The following is an 18,155-nucleotide window of genomic DNA, read 5'->3' on the forward strand; positions in this document are numbered from 1 at the left end:
GAGGCGACTGACTCATCCCCAGTCACTGGCTTAAATCAGTGACAGGGGAAACGAATCTGTCGGGACAAATCGGTCAGGAAGCGATTTGAATGCCGCCAGCGGCAGCCCGTAGCGGAAATCATCAGGACGGATTTCTCACAGATTTGAACGCTGATTGCAGCGGCCCTTATCGGACCCAGGTCCACGGAGGGATCGGGTAATGGGTTGCAGGCAACAACGCTGTGGTTTGCAAGGCGACGGGTTTAAGGTTGAAGGAATGAGCCAGCAACGAGATAAAACACCGGCAAGGCGGCGTTTCCTGCGAGACGCAGTCCGCAGTGTAGCCGGCTTGGCAGGAATTGGGGTGCTACTGGGGTTGCAGCAAAGGCAATCTCAGGCGCGCGATGGCCTGGCTCTGCGACCACCGGGAGCATTGGCAGGGGCGGCGTTTGATAGCGCCTGTATTCGCTGTGGTCAGTGTGTCCAGGCATGCCCCTATAAAACGCTGAAGCTGGCAACGTTGCTTTCGCCAGAAGCTGCAGGTTCGCCCTACTTTGTGGCACGGGATATCCCTTGCGAAATGTGTGAGGACATCCCCTGTGTGGTCGCCTGCCCGAGTGGAGCGCTAGATCCCAAACTGACTGATATCGATCAGGCACGTATGGGGTTGGCGGTGTTGCTGGATCATGAAAATTGCCTGAACTGGCAGGGTTTGCGCTGTGATGTTTGTTACCGCGTCTGCCCGCAGCTCGACAAGGCCATAACCTTGGATCTGCAGCATAACGAACGTACCGGCAAGCATGCGATGTTCCTGCCAACGGTACACAGCGATCACTGCACCGGTTGCGGTAAATGTGAGCAGGCTTGTGTACTGGAACAGGCGGCGATCAAGGTGTTGCCAATGGAACTGGCTCGTGGCCAGTTGGGTGAGCACTATCGCTGGGGCTGGAAGGAAAAAGAGCAAGCCGGGCATTCATTGGTGCCGGAAGGTCTCACACTGCCGGTTCGTGGCGCAAAGGGAGGTGAATAATGGCCAATCCTGTCGCACAGGCTGGGCGTGATGCTCGTCTGCGTCATGGCTGGTGGCGCAGTCATCGTTTCCTGATCCTGCGCCGTTGCAGCCAACTGCTGATCTTGTTGATGTTTTTATCAGGGCCGTTGTGGGGGACCTGGATCCTGCGTGGCAACTATAGTGCCAGTCTGCTGTTGGAGACGGTTCCGTTGACGGATCCGTTGATGATGCTGGAAAGCCTGTTGGCCGGACATTGGCCTGCCTGGTTGGTGTGGGTCGGGGCGATAGTGGTGTTGATCTACGGCCTGATTGGCAACCGAGTGTTCTGTGGCTGGGTTTGTCCGCTGAACCCGGTAACCGATCTGGCTGCCTGGCTGCGGCGCAAGCTGGGTCTGCGGCAATCGGCTTCGATTCCCCGCAGCCTGCGCTACGGTATTTTGCTGGTCATCCTGGTCGGCAGTGCCATCAGTGGCACCTTGCTCTGGGAGTGGATCAACCCGGTCGCCTTGATGGGGCGCGGTTTGATCCACGGGAGCGAGGAAGGAGTCTCAGTCTGGTTGAAAGGGCTGGGGGCCGCGTTTGGCGCGGGTATCTGGCTGATTGTGGCGCTGTTCCTGTTCGATCTGCTGGTGGTTGAACATGGCTGGTGTGGCCACCTTTGCCCAATGGGAGCCCTCTACGGTGTCATTGGTAGCCAGGGCGTGGTGCAGATTAGCGCAGAGCAGCGCGAAAACTGTACCCGTTGCATGGATTGTTTTCATGTTTGCCCGGAACCGCAGATCCTGCGGGAGCCGTTATTACAACAAAAAGGCACGCCACGGATTGCCAGCGATGCTTGTATTGCCTGTGGACGTTGCATCGACGTCTGTGCCGAGAACGTATTCGAGATTAAGACCAAATTTCATTATTCGGGAGCCAAAAAATGAAAAGCAATGTCCTGAAAAAGCAGCTTTCCCTGTGGGGCGCGCTGTTATCATTGAGCGTTGCCAGCATAGCGTTTGCTGCCAGTGACGTGGATCTCCAGCAATCGCCAGAGGTTTCCGCCACTGTCGAAGGGCAGATAAAAATGCCAAAACAGCAGGAAAAGATGGCGCTAAACTATGTGAACCAACCGCCGATGATCCCGCATAGCATCGACGGTTATCAGGTGACCAAAAACACCAACCGTTGCTTGCAGTGTCATGGCGTGGGGAGCTACCGAACCACGGGCGCGCCGCGCATCAGCCCGACACACTTTATGGACAGCGACGGCAAGGTTCTGGGAGAAGTTGCCCCACGCCGTTATTTCTGTCTGCAATGTCACGTACCACAAACCGATGCAGCACCAATCATCGGTAATGATTTCCAGCCTATGCAGGGCTTTGGGCACTAAGCGGGGGAGTTATGGCCGAACGTAACAATGAAACATCCGAGAAAAAGGCCGGGCCGATCCTTCGTCTATGGCGTTGGTGGCGTAAGCCAAGTCGCCTGGCTTTGGGAACGCTGCTGCTGATCGGTTTTGTCAGTGGGATCATCTTCTGGGGCGGTTTTAACACCGGTATGGAAGCGGCCAACACCGAACAGTTCTGTATCAGTTGCCACGAAATGCGCGAAAACGTTTACGAAGAATATATGGAGACGGTGCACTACAACAACCGTAGCGGTGTGCGAGCAACCTGCCCGGATTGCCACGTACCGCACGAGTGGGGGCCGAAGATGCTGCGTAAGATCAAGGCGAGTAAGGAGCTGTATGCCAAAGCGATTGGTCTGATCGACACGCCGCAGAAGTTTGAAGATCACCGTCTGACGATGGCCACCAGCGAATGGGCGCGTATGAAGGCCAACAACTCGCAGGAATGCCGTAACTGCCACAACTTCGAGTATATGGATTTCACCGCACAGAAAACCGTGGCGGCTAAAATGCATGACAAGGCGATCACCGAAGGCAAAACCTGTATTGATTGCCATAAAGGGATTGCGCATAAATTGCCAGATATGCACGCAGTACCTAGCGCCTTCTAAATTCAGGCCGATAAAAACCCCGTAGCGCTGCGAAGCCTGCGGGGTTTTTTGTTGCAAATCATCCACTGCTGAGCTTTGCTATCGGCTTATGATTGAGGCACGTTGGCTAACGGGAGAGTGGTTCATGTCATCAAGAGTTGGAAATATCAGAAAAGAGCTGTTATCGGACAACTGGTATGTTCTGAATAAATACACCTTTGATTTAAAACGCAAGAATGGCGGCTGCGTTGAGCAGGTCCGCGAGGTCTATGACCGGGGTAATGGGGCGACCATTTTGCTCTACAACCGCACCAAGGGCAGCGTAGTGCTGACCAACCAGTTTCGTATGCCAACCTACGTTAACGGCAATAGCAGCGGTATGTTGCTGGAAGCCTGCGCCGGGCTGCTGGATGATGATTTGCCCGAGCAGTGTGCCCGCCGCGAAGCGATAGAGGAAACCGGTTTTCAGGTATCGGAAGTTAAGAAGGTCTTTGAGGCCTATATGTCACCGGGGGGCGTCACGGAGCTGATCCATTTCTTCATCGCCGAGTATCAGGATAACGAACGTCATACTGCGGGTGGCGGCATTGAGGATGAAGATATTGAAGTGGTGGAGCTACCCTTCAGCGAGGCCATTGCGATGATCGCGGATGGCCGTCTCCGGGATGGTAAAACCATTATGCTGCTGCAATATCTGCAGATCCATCGGGTGATGGAATAACCCCGATGAACGCCGGCCAGGGGGACCTGGCCTATCCCTGCCACTCCCTGCACTGATTCACCCCAGCCACTCGATTTTAGTCAGTGCCAGGGGATGAGTGAGCCGTGCAGGGAGGTACAAATGCCGCAGGCGCACGGATGCGTTTGAGCGGCCAGCTCTAAATCATAGGTTTAATCAAGCGTTACAACTCTGCGGCCAACATATCTTCCAGCTTCTGCTGGTCTACGGCGAACAGACGGATACCTTCGGCCAGTTTTTCTACCGCCATGGCATCCTGGTTATGTAACCAACGGAATTCGGCTTCGGCCAGTGGCGCTGGCTGATGGAAGCCTTCATGCGATGGTGCCAATTTACGTTCAACCGGTTGGCTGCTCTGCTTGAGTTGTTCCAACAGGTTTGGCGCAATAGTCAAACGGTCGCAGCCTGCCAGCGCCAGGATCTGCTCAACCTTGCGGAAGCTGGCCCCCATAATCACGGTCTGATAACGATGCTGTTTATAATATTCATAAATGGCACGTACCGATTTCACACCGGGATCCTGGTCGGCGTCGTAGTCGGCCAGGGGCTGTTTTGCCTGATACCAGTCATAGATACGGCCAACGAACGGTGAAATCAGAAACACTCCAGCCTCTGCGCAGGCGCGGGCCTGGGCAAAAGAGAATAACAGTGTCAGGTTGGTATTGATCCCTTCTCTTTCCAGCTCTTCCGCTGCCTTGATGCCTTCCCAGGTGGAGGCCAGTTTGATCAGAATGCGGGATTTGTCGATCCCCTGCTCCTGATACATGCCAATCAGCTTGCGCGCTTTGGCCACGCACATACCGCGATCAAAAGAAAGGCGGGCATCCACTTCGGTCGAAATGCGGCCAGGAACGCTTTTCAGGATCTCTACGCCGATATTCACTGCCAGTTTGTCACAGGCGTTAATCACCTGGGTTTCTCTGTTGCCGCCCTGAGTACGGGCGTAGTTCAGTGCATCGGTGATCAGTGGCTTATATTGAGGCAGCACTGCAGCTTTAAGGATTAGCGAAGGATTGGTTGTGGCATCCTGAGGTTCAAACTGGCGGATTGACTCGATATCGCCGCTGTCAGCGACCACCACGGTCAGTTGTTTGAGTGCGTCTAGTTGGTTCATTTATAAGCTCCGTGCTTTACCCGTCGTTTTTCAGGGTATAGGTAAATGAGAATTATTTTCCTCGTGGAGGAACACTGCATCATTTAGACAGTGAATGAAATACGCTTTTTCTGATTGCTATGATGGATAGGAACGATGAGCCCCGAACAAACGCCGACGGCCGTAGTTCTCCAGGCATCGGCCATCTGCAGATAGCGGCTTCAGCGTTGGCCAGCCACCTGCTCGTAATAGCCAATCTTTGCCACTTTGGGGGCCGATCCCCCCTTCAAATTCTGAGAGCAACCAGGTTTCGACGATCGATTTTGCCAGCTCCGGACCAATGACGCGTGCGCCAAGGGTGATGATCTGCGCATCGTTACTCTTGCGGGCCCGCTGTGCCGAATAGGTATCATGGCATTGTGCCGCCCGGATCCCTGGGACCTTGTTGGCCACAATACTCATCCCAATCCCGGTACCACATAGCAAAATACCGCGCTGGTGTTTCCCCTCTTTTATGGCTTTTGCTACCTGAAAAGCAATATCCGGATAACCGGTTTGCGCCGGATCATCTCCCGATGCGTAATCGGTAACCGGTATCTCACGCTGTTGCAGAAAAGCAACGATCAGATTCTTGAGTTCAATGGCGGCATCATCGGCGCCAATAGCAATAGGCAGCATAAAGATCTCCTGGCTGATAAGGGTAAGGCTGACGATCCCCGGCGGCGCGTCATGTGTATTACCATAACCACGAACCATCAAATGTTCAATCACTGTTCTTTTGTTTTTGTTTTAAATTAAGCTATAGACTCATTAAAGGTGACTGTCATCACGCTTTGTTCCATTTTGCGGTCTTTATAGCACTTCTTGAGGGCTTATTGAGCAACTTCACACTTTTAAAAGTTGGTAGTGGGAAATCATGGCGAGAATATGTAGTGTTCATTTGTTCTTGTTGTGTGTTTATGATCATAAAAATGAAACCTACGAGAGGATAGAGCTATGTGTCAGAACTGCGTAACACCGGCAAAAATGGCGTCCGGAATCCCTGAAACCATGAAAGCGGTGGTGGCTTACGCCCCACATGATTACCGCTTGGAACAAGTGGCAGTACCGCAAATCGGCCCGAAAGAGATCCTGGTGAAGGTTGAAGCCTGTGGGATCTGCGCTGGGGATGTTAAAGCATTTGAAGGGGCAGCCAGCTTCTGGGGTGATGAGAAACAACCGGCTTACATCAAGGCACCGATGATACCTGGACACGAATTTATTGGCCATGTGGTGGGCTATGGCGAAGGAGTTGAAGGCTTCAATCTGGGTGACCGGGTTATTTCCGAACAGATTGTCCCGTGCTGGGAATGCCGTTTCTGTAACCGGGGCCAATATTGGATGTGTGAGAAACACGATCTGTATGGTTTCCAGAAAAACGTCAATGGCGGCATGGCGGAATACATGAAGTTCACCAAAGAGGCTATCAATTATCACGTACCGGCAGATATGCCGATCGAAGATGCCATTCTGATCGAACCTTACGCCTGTTCGTTCCATGCGGTGCAGCGCGCCAACATCAAACTGGGCGACGTGGTGGTTCTGGCCGGGGCGGGTACGCTGGGCCTGGGCATGATTGGCGCGATCAAAAAATCTGGCCCGTCAAAGCTGGTGGTGCTCGATCTCTCTGACGAGCGCCTGGCGTTGGCGAAAAAGTTTGGGGCAGACATCGTGCTCAATCCGCTGCGCGATGACGTGATGGCGATCGTCAAAGACATGACCGAAGGCTACGGCTGCGATATCTATATTGAAGCGACCGGCGCGCAGAAATCTGTCGAGCAGGGTCTGATGCTGATCCGCAAATTGGGCACCTTTGTTGAGTTCTCGGTATTTAAAGACCCGGTGACCGTTGACTGGAGCATTATCAGCGATCGTAAAGAGCTGGATGTGCTGGGCTCACACCTCGGGCCTTATTGTTACCCGCTGGTCATCGAAGGCATCCGTAATGGCGATCTGCCCACCGAAGGTGTGGTCACCCAAACGTTGCCGCTTGAGCAGTTTGCCGAAGGTTTCGAAATGATGAAGCGCGGCGTCGGTTCGATCAAAGTGGTACTCAACCCAAATCTGTAATGCCTGCATCCTTCTTCGGGTGCGGGTGAACCTGCACCTCCATAATCAAATGTGCTGGGGTGTTCTATGTTTCATGGACTGATTCATCGCATTGGTCTTTCGCCAAAATTAATGCTCGGTTATGCCGGGGTACTGGTCTTTATGATGGGGGAGGGGCTGGAGCAAGGCTGGCTCTCACCCTATCTGATCGGCAAGGGCCTGACCATTCAGGAGTCCGCGCTGCTGTTCAGCGTTTATGGCTTTGCTGCGGCAATTGCCGCCTGGTTTTCTGGCGTGCTGGCGGAAATCTTTACCGCACGCCGGGTGATGTTGGCCGGGTTGTTACTGTTCTTACTGGGCTCGGTTTGTTTTCTGATCTGGGGGTTGCCGAGTAATAACCTGACGATAATGATACCGACCTACGCCCTGCGCGGGCTGGGGTATCCCCTGTTCGCCTATGGTTTTCTGGTCTGGGTGGCGTATGAAGCACCGCCTGAAAGACTGGGATCGGCGGTGGGGATTTTCTGGTTTGTCTACAGCGGTGGCCTGAGTGTATTGGGTGTGCTCTATTCCAGCATCATGCTGCCGTATCTGGGGGAGATCCACACGTTATGGAGCGCGTTAATCTTTGTGGTGCTGGGGGCAATGATCGCGCTGATGCTTAACCGCACGCCAGGTCATGCCGAGGTGGGGAATAAAGACAAAGCCTCACTCAGCTATGTTCTGAAAGGCATCACCATCGCGTTTGAAAACCCGAAAATCGGCCTGGGTGGCATTGTCCGCACCATCAATACCTCGGCGGCGTATGGCTTCGTGGTGTTTATGCCGATGTACATGATGGATATGGGGTTTTCCCGCACCGACTGGTTGCAGATGTACGCAGCGCTGTGGACGGTCAATATCATCTTCAACCTGATCTTTGGTGTGATCAGCGATGGGCTGGGCTGGCGTAACGTCGTCATGTGGTTTGGCTGTGTCGGCTGTGCAGCCACTACCCTGATGTTCTATTACGCTCCCTACTTCTTTGGCCCTAACTATCTGCTGACTGTGACGGCGGCCGGATTATTCGGAGCTTGTCTGGCTGCCTTCGTCCCGCTTTCGGCGATTATGCCAACGCTGGCCCCGGAGAATAAAGGGGCCGCCATGTCGATCCTGAATCTCGGTGCTGGCCTGAGCACGTTCGTTGGCCCGGCAGTCGTTGGGCTGTTTATCGGTAGCCTGGGCAGCAGCGGTGTGATCTGGATTTTCACAGGCCTGTATCTGTTCAGCGGCGTATTGATGAAGTTTGTGACCTTGCCTAAAGCCGCCGTTGCAGTAGCGGAAGATAACCAACACAGCCTGGCGTAATCAATATAGAGAGGCGTTCATTATGTTTACGGGTAAAAACGAAGGTGCCTTACAAGGCAAGGTGGCGTTGATCACCGGCGGGGCTGCCGGGATTGGCTTGGCGATTGCCGAGTGTTATCTGCAACACGGGGCCCGGGTGGTGCTGTTGGACCGCTCTGCGCAGGTGGTGCAGATTGCCGGGCAGTTGGACGAGCAGCGGGCGCTGGGCATTGTTGTGGACGTTACCGACAAAGCCTCGGTGGAGCAGGCGGTCGCTCATGCAAAGCTTCATTTCGGGCGGTTGGACGTGCTGGTCAATAGCGCTGGTATTGTTGCGCTATACCCCGCACAAGAATTGCCCGAAGACGCCTGGGACAAAACTATCGCGGTCAACCTGAAAGGGGTATTCCTCACCAGTCAGGCCGTGGGGCAACATTTTATCCGCCAGGGCAGTGGCAGCATTATCAATCTGGCTTCTCAAGCCGGTGTGGTCGCCTTACCTAATCACCTGGCCTATTGCGCCAGCAAAGCAGGTGTGATTGGTTTGACCCAGGTACTGGCGCTGGAATGGGGGCAGCACAACGTGCGTATTAACGCCATTTCCCCCACGGTGGTGCTGACCGAATTGGGGCGTAAAGCCTGGTCGGGTGAGGTTGCGGAACAGATGAAACAGAAAATCCCGCTGCGGCGCTTTGCTGAACCGCAGGATATTGCCGCCAGTGCGCTATTCCTGGCGAGCGATGCAGCAAGCATGATTACCGGCACCAACCTGGTGGTTGATGGCGGTTACACTATTCAATAATCCTACATTCAGACGCAAGAGAGACAATAATGAACCGAATCATTAACGATCCCGATCACGTCGTGGAAGATGCCATACAGGGCTATTTGCAGGCACACCCGGAATATTTCAGCGCTACCGATAATGCGCGGGTGCTGAAATACCCGCCAGCGCCGATCAAAGGCAAGGTAGGGATTGTCACCGGTGGTGGCTCTGGGCATGAACCCGCCTTCCTGGGGTATATCGGCAAGAATATGCTTGATGCGGTGGCCATTGGTGAGATTTTCTCGTCGCCAACGGCAGGGGCATTTTTGGATGCTTTCAAGGCAGCCGACAGCGGGGCAGGTGTCGCTTGCCTGTATGGCAACTATGCTGGCGACAATATGAACGTCAAAATGGCGATGAAAAAGGCTACCGCTGCGGGTATTGCGGTCAAAACCGTGGTGGCGAATGACGACGTCGCCTCTGCGCCTGCCAGTGAGATCGAAAAACGCCGTGGCGTAGCCGGTGAAATCCTGATGTGGAAAGTGGGGGCTGCTGCCGCTGCTCTTGGCTACGATCTGGACGCGGTGATCGCCGCCGCGCAAAAGGCCATTGGCAACTGCCGCTCGATTGGCGTTGGGCTCAGCTCATGCACCATTCCAGCTGTAGGTAAGCCCAACTTCCATATTGCCGATGGCAAAATGGAGATTGGTATCGGCCACCATGGGGAGCCGGGCATTGAGGTATCACCGATTCAATCCGCCAGCGCAATGGCCAGCACCATGCTCGATTTTGTGCTCAATGATATGCCATTGGCACCAGGCCAGGAGGTGGCGTTGTTGATTTCCGGTTTGGGTGCCACGCCGGTGATGGAGCTCTATATCTATTATGCCGAGATCGAAAAGCGCCTGACTGAGCGGGGTATCAAAGTGCATCGTCGCTATGTTGGCAACTATTTTACTTCGCTCGAAATGATGGGGGTGACGCTGACGTTGATGAAGCTCGATGAACAGCTTAAAACGCTGCTTGATATGCCCGCTCATTCATTAGGTTTGACCCAGGTGGAGTGAACCATGACCGAACAGATTTCAACAGAGTATGGCAATGAGATTGTGGCGGCGCTGATCGCCGTGATCGTCGGCAACCGCGAGTACCTCAGCGAAATTGATGGTGCGATTGGTGACGGAGACCACGGGATTAATATGGCGAAAGGTTTCACGCTGTGTGGTGAAGCCATCAAGGGTAAAAACCTGACTCTGGCACAGGCGTTCGACGCGGTATCAGATGCGCTGATGGAAGGGATCGGCGGCTCAATGGGGCCGCTGTATGGCAGCCTGTTTATGGGGATGGCTGACAGCGTGCGAGACAGAGCGGTGCTGAATAAACAGGCATTTCTGGCCATGCTGCAAAATGGCCTCAATGAGTTGCAGGATATCAGCAGTGCAGGGGTAGGGGATAAGTGCCTGATGGATACGCTGCTCCCGGCAATCGCCCGTTTTGAACAGGCTGTGCAGCGGGATGATAGCTTCAGTGATGCGCTGGCGCAGTTGAAACAGGCCGCCGTTGCTGGCCGTGATTCCACTGTCGATCTGGTCGCGAAGATTGGGCGCGCCAGTCGGCTGGGGGAACGTTCGCGCGGCGTGCTGGATGCCGGTGCAGTTTCCTGTTGTTTATTATTGTGCCAACTGGCGGATGCAGTAGAACAACGCTTGAATACTGTTGCTGCGTGAACAGGTTATACTGTCCCCGTCGTCTTTCAAGCTGTAGCGCTGTTACCGGCAACTTGAAGTAAGAAGGGTATATATCCAACGTCATTGGAGTTGCAGCCAGCAACGCTGCAACTCCAAGTAAGAAGGGTGTCACTCTGATATAAATAAGATGGGTCCGGCATGCTGAACCCATCTGCTATTGATAAAGACCAATCTGCCGTGGGGAAACGTGTAACGGATGGAAAAAAACAGGATCCCAGGATAACGAACTGCTGACCGAGATTGCCGTAGCTTATTATCAGGACGAAATCACACAGGAAGAGATCGCAAAAAAGTTCGGTATCTCGCGCATCAAGGTTGGGCGTTTACTCAAGCGCGCCAAAGAGGAAGGCATTGTCGAGATCACCGTTCGCTATCACCCGGTATTCAGCACCCGGTTGGAGCAACAGATGTTGGAGCGCTTCCCCATCAGCCGTGCGTTAATCGCGCTGGATCACCAGGATGAAGAAGAGCAGCGGCGCCAGGTGGCGGCACTGGTTTCCGGCTATCTGGCCATGTCGCTGAAAGATGATATGGTGCTGGCGGTTGGGCAAGGGCGTAATGTCGCCGCGATAGCCGATCATGTTGGCAGCGTGGCACAAAAAAGCTGTAAATTTATCTGTGGCATCGGCGGTACACATCGACCCGGCGACGCCATCAATGCTGACCATATCAGCCGTCGCCTGGCGAAGAGATTTGGCGGCAGCAGTGAAACGCTGTATGCCCCGGCCTATGTCGAAAACCGGGCGCTGAAAGACGCTTTTATGCAAAACGGTACTATCAAGGAAACCCTGGATCGGGCGCGCAAAGCCGACGTGGCGTTGGTGGGTATCGGCGATATGAATGAAAACAGCTATATGGTGAAGTTGGGTTGGTTCACTCCCCACGAGATTATCGATGCCAGCCTCAACCAGGGGGTGATCGGTGATATTGCCGGTTACGACTTTTTCAATGCGCAGGGTATGCATGTGGATACGGTGATGAACGATCGTGTCATCGGCCTGAGCATTGAGGAACTGCGCAAAATCCCCTGTGTTATCGCCATTGCCTCTGAGAACACCAAAGCGCTGGCCATCCTTGGCGCACTGCGTACCGGAGCGATTGACATTATCGCCACCAGCGCCCTCAATATCCGCACCATCCTTAATATGTCGCAATAAAATAAAAGGGTTCAACCATCTGTAGTTGAACCCTTTTAGGATCACTCCCTTCGTATTAATTACTCAGATTCACGTCAATGGCCTGATAGAAGGCGTTACCGGTGTCTGCCACATCCCACACGGCAAGGATGACGTGCGAACCGCTACGATCCGCAGGTATATTGCATTGGTGAGTGACCTTGGCTGCCGGGATAGCGCCACCATCGTTATATTGGCAGAACGGTGTCAGGTCGAAGGAGGCGCGGCTCAATGGTTGTGAAGCGTCCCAGCCCTGCTTGGTGATGAAATAACGCCAGCTGGTGGTGCTGTGGCGGGCGGTCAGGTTCCAGGTAAAGGCGTTAGCCCCTGTTTTCAGGCTGAGTTTATTCCAGCGAGTTGGTGACTGCTGGTCCAGCTCAAAGAAGGTGGATTTATTGGCGCTGGCAATATGGCCATCCGGTGGGCCGCTCTCTGGGAAACCTTTTGGCCCTTCAACGCTTTGAGGTTCATATTGCACGCTGCCGCATTGGGTGTTGAGCTGTAATTTGCACTGATAGGAACGGCTGGCCGGAGATTCGACGTAGCCATGAGCACTGGCTTGTTGTGAAACGCTGAATATGGCTGCGCTTAACAGGCTTAATGACAGCAGCGTGTTGAAAGTTTTGTTCATAATAACTCCTGTTTGGAAATGATAGGTTACGATTTGTTTTTCACCGACCAGCCTTCTGCGAATAAAATGATTAACGGATCGGCTTGTTATATTTTTATCATTTTCAAAGTTGCGTACTGCGCAATGTTTTATCTGCTATTAACTAAAATTGTTATAATGATTTTATTTGCCTGGTAAGCTGAATGCCTGTCAGGTTTTAAAATGGCCAGAGACGCTTATGATGAAAATGATGTAAAGCTATTGTGAAGTATCTTTAAAATGATACTCATGCTATTGGAGTATATTGCTGTGACTTGGTTTATTTTGTCCCATTTGAACGATTTTTGTACGCCAATATGCTGGGGAATTTAGTGTCAATTTTCTTACTTTTCATTAAAGAGGAATTTGTATGTCTAGATTGTCCCTAGATGCGATTAGAGTTATCAGCACGATTAAAAGCACCGGTTCTTTTTCTATGGCGGCAGAGGCGCTGCATAAAACCCCTTCTGCGATTTCCTATCGTGTCTCAAATATCGAAAACAAACTTTGTGTGAAATTATTTCATCGGAATGGTCCTATGATCACTTTAACGGATGAAGGGGAGTTTCTGTTGCAGGAGGGGGCCTGGATATTAAATGCCGTGGAGGATCTGGAAAGCCGGGTACGCAATATTCCCAAGCTCGATAATAATATCCGTATTGTGGTGGATAAGTTTTTCCCCCTGGAGACGCTGACTCAGGACATTCGTGACTATATTGGTCACAACCCCAACGCCAACATTTCAGTACAGCGGGAGGCGCTGAATGGGACCTGGGATGCATTGAAGAACAACCGGGCGGATTTGGTTATTGCCATTGGTCAGATCCCCGATAGCGTGCAGGCAAAGACGCTGATGCTTGGCAAGCTGGAGTTTGTACTCTGCGTATCGCCTTCGCATCCTTTCGCCGCACAGAAACAGGCAGTCAGTAAGAATCAAAGGATCAACGACATTGTGGTGGCGATCGCTGACAGCAGCCATGAATTGCCCAAGCGTTGCACTGGCATTTTGCCGTTACAGCGCCAACTGGTGGTTTGTGACGTGGAAAGCGAGTTGGCGTTGCTCAAACGGGGTATTGGCCACGGTTTCCTGCCCCCGGCACTGATTAAGCAAGAGTTGAGCCGTGGGGAATTGGTCACGGTGCCGGTGGACACGCAAAAGGGAGATGAAATGATCTGGCTGGCCTGGCACCCCGCCAGCAAAGGAAATGGCTTCAACTGGTGGCATGAACGCCTGACCCGTAAAAGTGACGTGTTCAACCTGATGGGCCGTGAAGTGGTACGCGAAGGAGGCTACCCTTGGTGTAACCGTTGACCAATAACTTAAGCGAAGGAATGCGAAAATTAAACGTCTAACTCCATAGAACCCCGTAGCGAGAGCCACGGGGTTTTTATTTTGCCCGATTAAGATATTGTCCTGTGGGGGATTGAACATCAGCAATAAAAAGAAGGGATTATGGGGATTGGTATAATCAGTTGTATGGAAAATAGCGTCGCCTTTCAGGCAGCAGCGCCGTTACCGGTACTCACTTACCCGATCCCTCCGTGGACCTGGCCGATGGGGCCCGGCGGTTTTTTCACCCCGGTCATTTATTTAAGTCAGTAACCGGGGACGAGCGACTGGGCTGTGCAGGGAGGTATAAATGCCGCAGACGCACGGAGGCGCTTAAGCGGCCAACTCAAAATTCATGAGGTATATAAAATAATGGTTCCTTTAGTTATTTAAGTAATGTGAATTCTTTTGACGATATACCAAAATTAAATTCGTTTGCCTAATGATGAGGTATTTCACTAGATTCTACTTGTCGCCCATTGAGATCGAGCGAATGCAGGCGGCTAATAAAACAAAAAACAGGAGAGGAGCTATGTCCAGCTTAGAGCCAGACGCTGTTGGCGTAATCATCCAGCGAGTGTGTGAATATCTTCAACCGATGATGAATGCCATTTTGGCGGGCACCATGGCGTTATTGAATGGCGCATACAGAAATATAGGGTTACGACGGCGTTTATTAAACGCGGGTATCTGCGCATTATTGGCATTAACCGTGCGTGATTTATTGTTTCTGATGGGGTGGGAATTACGGTGGGCTAATATCGCCAGCATATTAATTGGTTTTCTCGGTGCGGATTACCTTAGCGGTTTAATTAAAATGTTTATTGGTAAAAAAACGGGGTTTAAAAATGATAAGTGAAATACCGGAAGTTCAATTCACCGCACGCAGCGAAAAAATCTGCTTGGGGTACACCCCGATCTGGTAAAGGTAATACGCCTGGCGCTGCACTATTCGCTGGTGCCGTTTTCTATTACCGAAGGGCTGCGCTCCATGACCCGCCAGCGGGAGCTGCTGCGTGAGGGTAAAAGCCAAACGCTGAGAAGCCGCCATCTTACCGGCCATGCGCTGGATGTGGTGGCCATGCCTGCCGGAGTCGTTTCATGGGAATGGGATTACTATGCCCAGATCGCGGTGGCGGTAAGGCGTGCGGCGCGGGAGTGCGGTATTAACGTCGAATGGGGAGGGGAATGGAAAACGCTGAAGGACGGTCCGCACTTCCAATTGACGTTCAAGGACTACCCGGCATGAGCGCCTGGCTGCAGAAACTGACACAGGGAGGATTGCTGCTGCTGTTAGTGGTGGCGATCTGCCTGGGGGGATACAGCTCGCTGCTGGCGCAGAGGCTGGAGGCGGCGCAACGGCAATTGCATGAGCAACGAAGATCTCTGGCGCAACAGGCAGGATTAATCGCCACGTTGCAAACCCAGGACGCTCAAAACCGCGTGCTGATGACCGCTCAATGGCAACAGGAGCAGCAATTACGCCAGCAATACAGTGATTATCAGAGGAAATACCGTGATGCGATTAAAAATGATACCTGTGCTGGGCAGCCTTTGCCTGATGCTGTGTTTGAGCTCCTGCAGCCAGCCAACACAACCGGTTCCTCCATCGCTAATCCTGTTGCCCCCTGAAACGGTGTTTACCCCTTGCGAACGGCCACAGCTGCAGGGCAAGACCTGGGGGGATGCGGTAAGTTATACGTTGGCGCTGCAAAATGCATTACAGCTTTGCGCCGGGCAGGTTGCCACGCTCAATGCCTGGCGTGCAGGTTTGTTACCGTTATGAAAGTGGGTTGTTTTTCGTCCTTTGTAACTTCTTTTTAACTTAAATTTGCAAGTTTCGACCAAGGTTATGGCACGCTTCAAAGTTTGTGACGTTTCTCTCACTATACTGGTCGAGTCTAAATGTTTTGAAAGCCTTACCTCACATAAAAGTAGAAAGCAAAGGAACCCATAATGGACGAACAGCTCAAACAAAGTGCCCTTGATTTCCATCAGTTTCCTGTCCCAGGGAAGATACAGGTATCCCCGACCAAACCGCTGGCAACGCAGCGCGATCTGGCTCTGGCTTATTCGCCGGGCGTAGCTGCGCCTTGCCTGGAAATTGCTGCCGATCCGCTGGCAGCCTATAAATACACCGCCAAGGGTAACCTGGTGGCGGTGATCTCCAACGGTACGGCGGTGTTGGGGCTAGGTAATATCGGTGCGCTGGCCGGTAAGCCGGTAATGGAAGGGAAAGGCGTTCTGTTTAAGAAGTTTTCCGGTATTGACGTGTTCGATATCGAAGTCGATGAACTCGATCCTGATAAGCTGATTGACGTCATTGCTGCGCTGGAGCCGACCTTCGGTGGTATCAACCTGGAAGACATTAAAGCGCCAGAATGCTTCTATATCGAGAAAAAACTGCGCGAGCGCATGAAGATCCCCGTGTTTCATGACGATCAGCATGGTACCGCCATCATTACCACCGCCGCCGTGCTGAACGGCCTGCGGGTCGTGAAGAAGAATATTTCCGATGTGCGTCTGGTGGTATCAGGAGCGGGGGCTGCCTCTATTGCCTGCCTGAACCTGCTGGTTGCGCTTGGGTTGAGCAAACGTAACATTACCGTTTGTGATTCCAAAGGGGTGATCTATAAAGGCCGCGACGCCAAAATGGAAGAAACCAAGGCGGCGTATGCCATTGAAGATAACGGCCAGCGTACGCTGGGGGATGCCATTCCGGATGCCGATATTTTCCTGGGCTGCTCCGGTCCTGGCGTATTGACGCAAGACATGGTGAAAACCATGGCCCGAGATCCGCTGATCATGGCCTTGGCCAACCCTGAACCAGAAATTCTGCCGCCGTTGGCCAAAGCTGTGCGGCCAGATGCCATCATCTGTACAGGGCGTTCCGACTATCCGAACCAGGTGAACAACGTTCTGTGCTTCCCGTTCATTTTCCGTGGCGCATTGGATGTAGGTGCAACCACCATCAACGAAGAGATGAAGCTGGCCTGTGTGCATGCCATTGCCGATCTGGCGCTGGCGGAACAGAGCGACGTAGTGGCTTCCGCCTATGGCGATCAGGATCTCTCCTTCGGCCCGGAATACATCATTCCGAAACCGTTCGATCCACGTTTGATTGTCAAAATTGCGCCAGCGGTAGCCAAGGCTGCTATGGACTCCGGCGTGGCGATGCGCCCAATCGAAGACTTTGATGCTTACGTCGAGAAGTTGACCGAGTTCGTCTACAAAACCAACCTGTTTATGAAGCCAATCTTCTCCCAGGCGAAGAAAGAAATGAAACGCGTGGTGCTGGCGGAAGGGGAAGAGGAGCGCGTACTGCACGCTACCCAGGAAATGGTTTCACAAGGGTTGGCTCACCCGATCCTGGTTGGCCGCCCAAGCGTGATCGAAATGCGCCTGCAGAAACTGGGCCTGCAATTGACGCCGGGCAAAGATTTTGAGGTAGTGAATAACGAATCCGATCCTCGTTTCAATGAATACTGGGGTGAGTATTACCAGATCATGAAGCGCCGTGGCGTTTCGCAGGAGCAGGCACGCCGCGCGGTGATCGGCAACCCGACGCTGATCGCGGCCATCATGCTGCACCGTGGGGAAGCCGACGCCATGATTTGTGGCACCATCGGCAGCTATCATGAGCATTATGACGTGGTAGAAAAAGTGTTTGGTTTCCGCGAAGGTGTCCATGTGGCTGGGGCGATGAACGCCTTGTTGCTGCCGAGTGGTAACACCTTTATCGCCGATACCTACGTTAACGACGACCCGACGGCGGAACAGCTGGCGGAAATCACCCTGATGGCGGCAGACACGGTACGTCGTTTCGGCATTGAGCCTAAAGTGGCGTTGTTATCCCATTCCAGTTTTGGTTCTTCCGAAAGCCCGGCGGCGCGCAAAATGCGCAAAACGCTGGAACTGGTGAATCAGATGGCTCCCGAACTGGAGATCGACGGGGAGATGCACGGCGACGCCGCGCTGGTGGAAAGCATCCGTCAGGATCTGATGCCGGATAGCCCGCTGAAAGGTTCTGCGAACATCCTGATCATGCCAAACATGGAATCGGCACGTATCAGTTACAACCTGCTGCGTGTTTCGTCTTCGGAAGGGGTGACGGTGGGGCCGGTATTGATGGGCGTGTCCAAACCGGTACACATCCTGACGCCGATCGCTTCGGTACGCCGTATCGTCAATATGGTGGCCCTGGCCGTAGTAGAAGCGCAGACTCAGCCTCTGTAACCTGGTGAGCCTGCTGGGTTCCCTCTCCTTCGGG

Annotated in this window: 19 protein-coding genes and 1 pseudogene; 17 read left to right on the top strand and 3 right to left on the bottom strand. The window is 53.0% G+C overall.

The annotated features are described in order from the left end of the window. Positions 1-256: 256 nt before the first annotated feature. The 5 genes from napG to nudK all read left to right on the top strand — a co-directional run bounded on the left by napG (position 257) and on the right by nudK (position 3,692). Complete coding sequence (gene napG, locus ACQ86O_RS12670; RefSeq protein WP_431225491.1) at positions 257-1,009, top strand: ferredoxin-type protein NapG; 753 nt, start codon at positions 257-259, stop codon at positions 1,007-1,009. Next, positions 1,009-1,917 carry a quinol dehydrogenase ferredoxin subunit NapH gene (gene napH, locus ACQ86O_RS12675; RefSeq protein ID WP_431225492.1) on the top strand — a complete coding sequence of 303 codons (909 nt, stop codon included), beginning with the start codon at positions 1,009-1,011 and terminating at the stop codon, positions 1,915-1,917. Before napG ends, napH begins: the two co-directional genes overlap by 1 nt. Beyond that, on the top strand, positions 1,914-2,363 hold the full coding sequence (gene napB / locus ACQ86O_RS12680; RefSeq protein WP_431225493.1) for a nitrate reductase cytochrome c-type subunit: 450 nt from the start codon (positions 1,914-1,916) through the stop codon (positions 2,361-2,363). The genes napH and napB overlap by 4 nt, the downstream gene beginning before the upstream one ends. Positions 2,364-2,374: 11 nt before the next feature. Next, complete coding sequence (napC, locus tag ACQ86O_RS12685; RefSeq protein WP_431225494.1) at positions 2,375-2,992, top strand: cytochrome c-type protein NapC; 618 nt, start codon at positions 2,375-2,377, stop codon at positions 2,990-2,992. A gap of 124 nt (positions 2,993-3,116) precedes the next feature. Next, complete coding sequence (nudK, locus tag ACQ86O_RS12690; RefSeq protein ID WP_431225495.1) at positions 3,117-3,692, top strand: GDP-mannose pyrophosphatase NudK; 576 nt, start codon at positions 3,117-3,119, stop codon at positions 3,690-3,692. A 181-nt stretch (positions 3,693-3,873) separates the two neighbouring features. On the opposite strand, the gene tal is transcribed toward nudK, so the two are convergent. Both tal and rpiB read right to left on the bottom strand, forming a co-directional pair. Next, the gene (gene tal / locus ACQ86O_RS12695; protein WP_431225496.1) at positions 3,874-4,824 is read right to left on the bottom strand and encodes a transaldolase; all 951 of its coding nucleotides are present in this window, start codon (positions 4,822-4,824) and stop codon (positions 3,874-3,876) included. Between the two features lie 200 nt (positions 4,825-5,024). Further along, positions 5,025-5,481: pseudogene (gene rpiB / locus ACQ86O_RS12700) on the bottom strand (ribose 5-phosphate isomerase B). Between the two features lie 318 nt (positions 5,482-5,799). On the opposite strand from rpiB, the gene ACQ86O_RS12705 reads away from it, so the two are divergent. The 6 genes from ACQ86O_RS12705 (at position 5,800) to ACQ86O_RS12730 (ending at position 11,888) form a co-directional block, all read left to right on the top strand. Next, the gene (locus tag ACQ86O_RS12705; RefSeq protein ID WP_431225497.1) at positions 5,800-6,912 is read left to right on the top strand and encodes an MDR/zinc-dependent alcohol dehydrogenase-like family protein; all 1,113 of its coding nucleotides are present in this window, start codon (positions 5,800-5,802) and stop codon (positions 6,910-6,912) included. 66 nt (positions 6,913-6,978) lie between these two features. Then, positions 6,979-8,238, top strand: coding sequence for an MFS transporter (locus ACQ86O_RS12710; RefSeq protein WP_431225498.1), 1,260 nt, complete (start codon positions 6,979-6,981; stop codon positions 8,236-8,238). Positions 8,239-8,260: 22 nt separating this feature from the next. Beyond that, positions 8,261-9,019 carry an SDR family oxidoreductase gene (locus tag ACQ86O_RS12715; protein ID WP_431225499.1) on the top strand — a complete coding sequence of 253 codons (759 nt, stop codon included), beginning with the start codon at positions 8,261-8,263 and terminating at the stop codon, positions 9,017-9,019. A gap of 29 nt (positions 9,020-9,048) precedes the next feature. Continuing rightward, positions 9,049-10,050, top strand: a complete 1,002-nt coding sequence (locus ACQ86O_RS12720) for a dihydroxyacetone kinase subunit DhaK (protein WP_431225500.1) — start codon at positions 9,049-9,051, stop codon at positions 10,048-10,050. A gap of 3 nt (positions 10,051-10,053) precedes the next feature. Beyond that, positions 10,054-10,710 carry a dihydroxyacetone kinase subunit DhaL gene (dhaL, locus tag ACQ86O_RS12725; RefSeq protein ID WP_431225501.1) on the top strand — a complete coding sequence of 219 codons (657 nt, stop codon included), beginning with the start codon at positions 10,054-10,056 and terminating at the stop codon, positions 10,708-10,710. 191 nt (positions 10,711-10,901) lie between these two features. Then, positions 10,902-11,888: a sugar-binding transcriptional regulator gene (locus tag ACQ86O_RS12730; protein WP_431225720.1), complete on the top strand. Its 987-nt coding sequence runs from the start codon at positions 10,902-10,904 to the stop codon at positions 11,886-11,888. A 55-nt stretch (positions 11,889-11,943) separates the two neighbouring features. Here ACQ86O_RS12730 and ACQ86O_RS12735 read toward each other — a convergent pair whose 3' ends face one another. After that, the gene (locus ACQ86O_RS12735; protein ID WP_431225502.1) at positions 11,944-12,537 is read right to left on the bottom strand and encodes a lytic polysaccharide monooxygenase; all 594 of its coding nucleotides are present in this window, start codon (positions 12,535-12,537) and stop codon (positions 11,944-11,946) included. A gap of 388 nt (positions 12,538-12,925) precedes the next feature. Between ACQ86O_RS12735 and ACQ86O_RS12740 the strand changes: the two genes are divergently transcribed. The 6 genes from ACQ86O_RS12740 to maeB all read left to right on the top strand — a co-directional run bounded on the left by ACQ86O_RS12740 (position 12,926) and on the right by maeB (position 18,121). Next, positions 12,926-13,867: a LysR family transcriptional regulator gene (locus ACQ86O_RS12740; RefSeq protein WP_431225503.1), complete on the top strand. Its 942-nt coding sequence runs from the start codon at positions 12,926-12,928 to the stop codon at positions 13,865-13,867. A 550-nt stretch (positions 13,868-14,417) separates the two neighbouring features. Beyond that, positions 14,418-14,744 (top strand): phage holin, lambda family, encoded by a 327-nt coding sequence (locus ACQ86O_RS12745; RefSeq protein WP_431225504.1) that lies wholly within the window; start codon positions 14,418-14,420, stop codon positions 14,742-14,744. A gap of 15 nt (positions 14,745-14,759) precedes the next feature. Then, positions 14,760-15,134, top strand: coding sequence for a M15 family metallopeptidase (locus ACQ86O_RS12750; RefSeq protein WP_431225721.1), 375 nt, complete (start codon positions 14,760-14,762; stop codon positions 15,132-15,134). Then, positions 15,131-15,517, top strand: coding sequence for a hypothetical protein (locus tag ACQ86O_RS12755; protein WP_431225505.1), 387 nt, complete (start codon positions 15,131-15,133; stop codon positions 15,515-15,517). The genes ACQ86O_RS12750 and ACQ86O_RS12755 overlap by 4 nt, the downstream gene beginning before the upstream one ends. Further along, positions 15,447-15,671 carry an Rz1-like lysis system protein LysC gene (gene lysC, locus ACQ86O_RS12760; RefSeq protein ID WP_431225506.1) on the top strand — a complete coding sequence of 75 codons (225 nt, stop codon included), beginning with the start codon at positions 15,447-15,449 and terminating at the stop codon, positions 15,669-15,671. The genes ACQ86O_RS12755 and lysC overlap by 71 nt, the downstream gene beginning before the upstream one ends. Positions 15,672-15,841: 170 nt before the next feature. Further along, positions 15,842-18,121, top strand: coding sequence for an NADP-dependent oxaloacetate-decarboxylating malate dehydrogenase (maeB, locus tag ACQ86O_RS12765; RefSeq protein WP_431225507.1), 2,280 nt, complete (start codon positions 15,842-15,844; stop codon positions 18,119-18,121). Positions 18,122-18,155: the final 34 nt, after the last annotated feature.

The organism is Serratia sp. L9, assembly GCF_050632285.1.
In the GTDB taxonomy this organism is placed as follows: domain Bacteria; phylum Pseudomonadota; class Gammaproteobacteria; order Enterobacterales; family Enterobacteriaceae; genus Chania.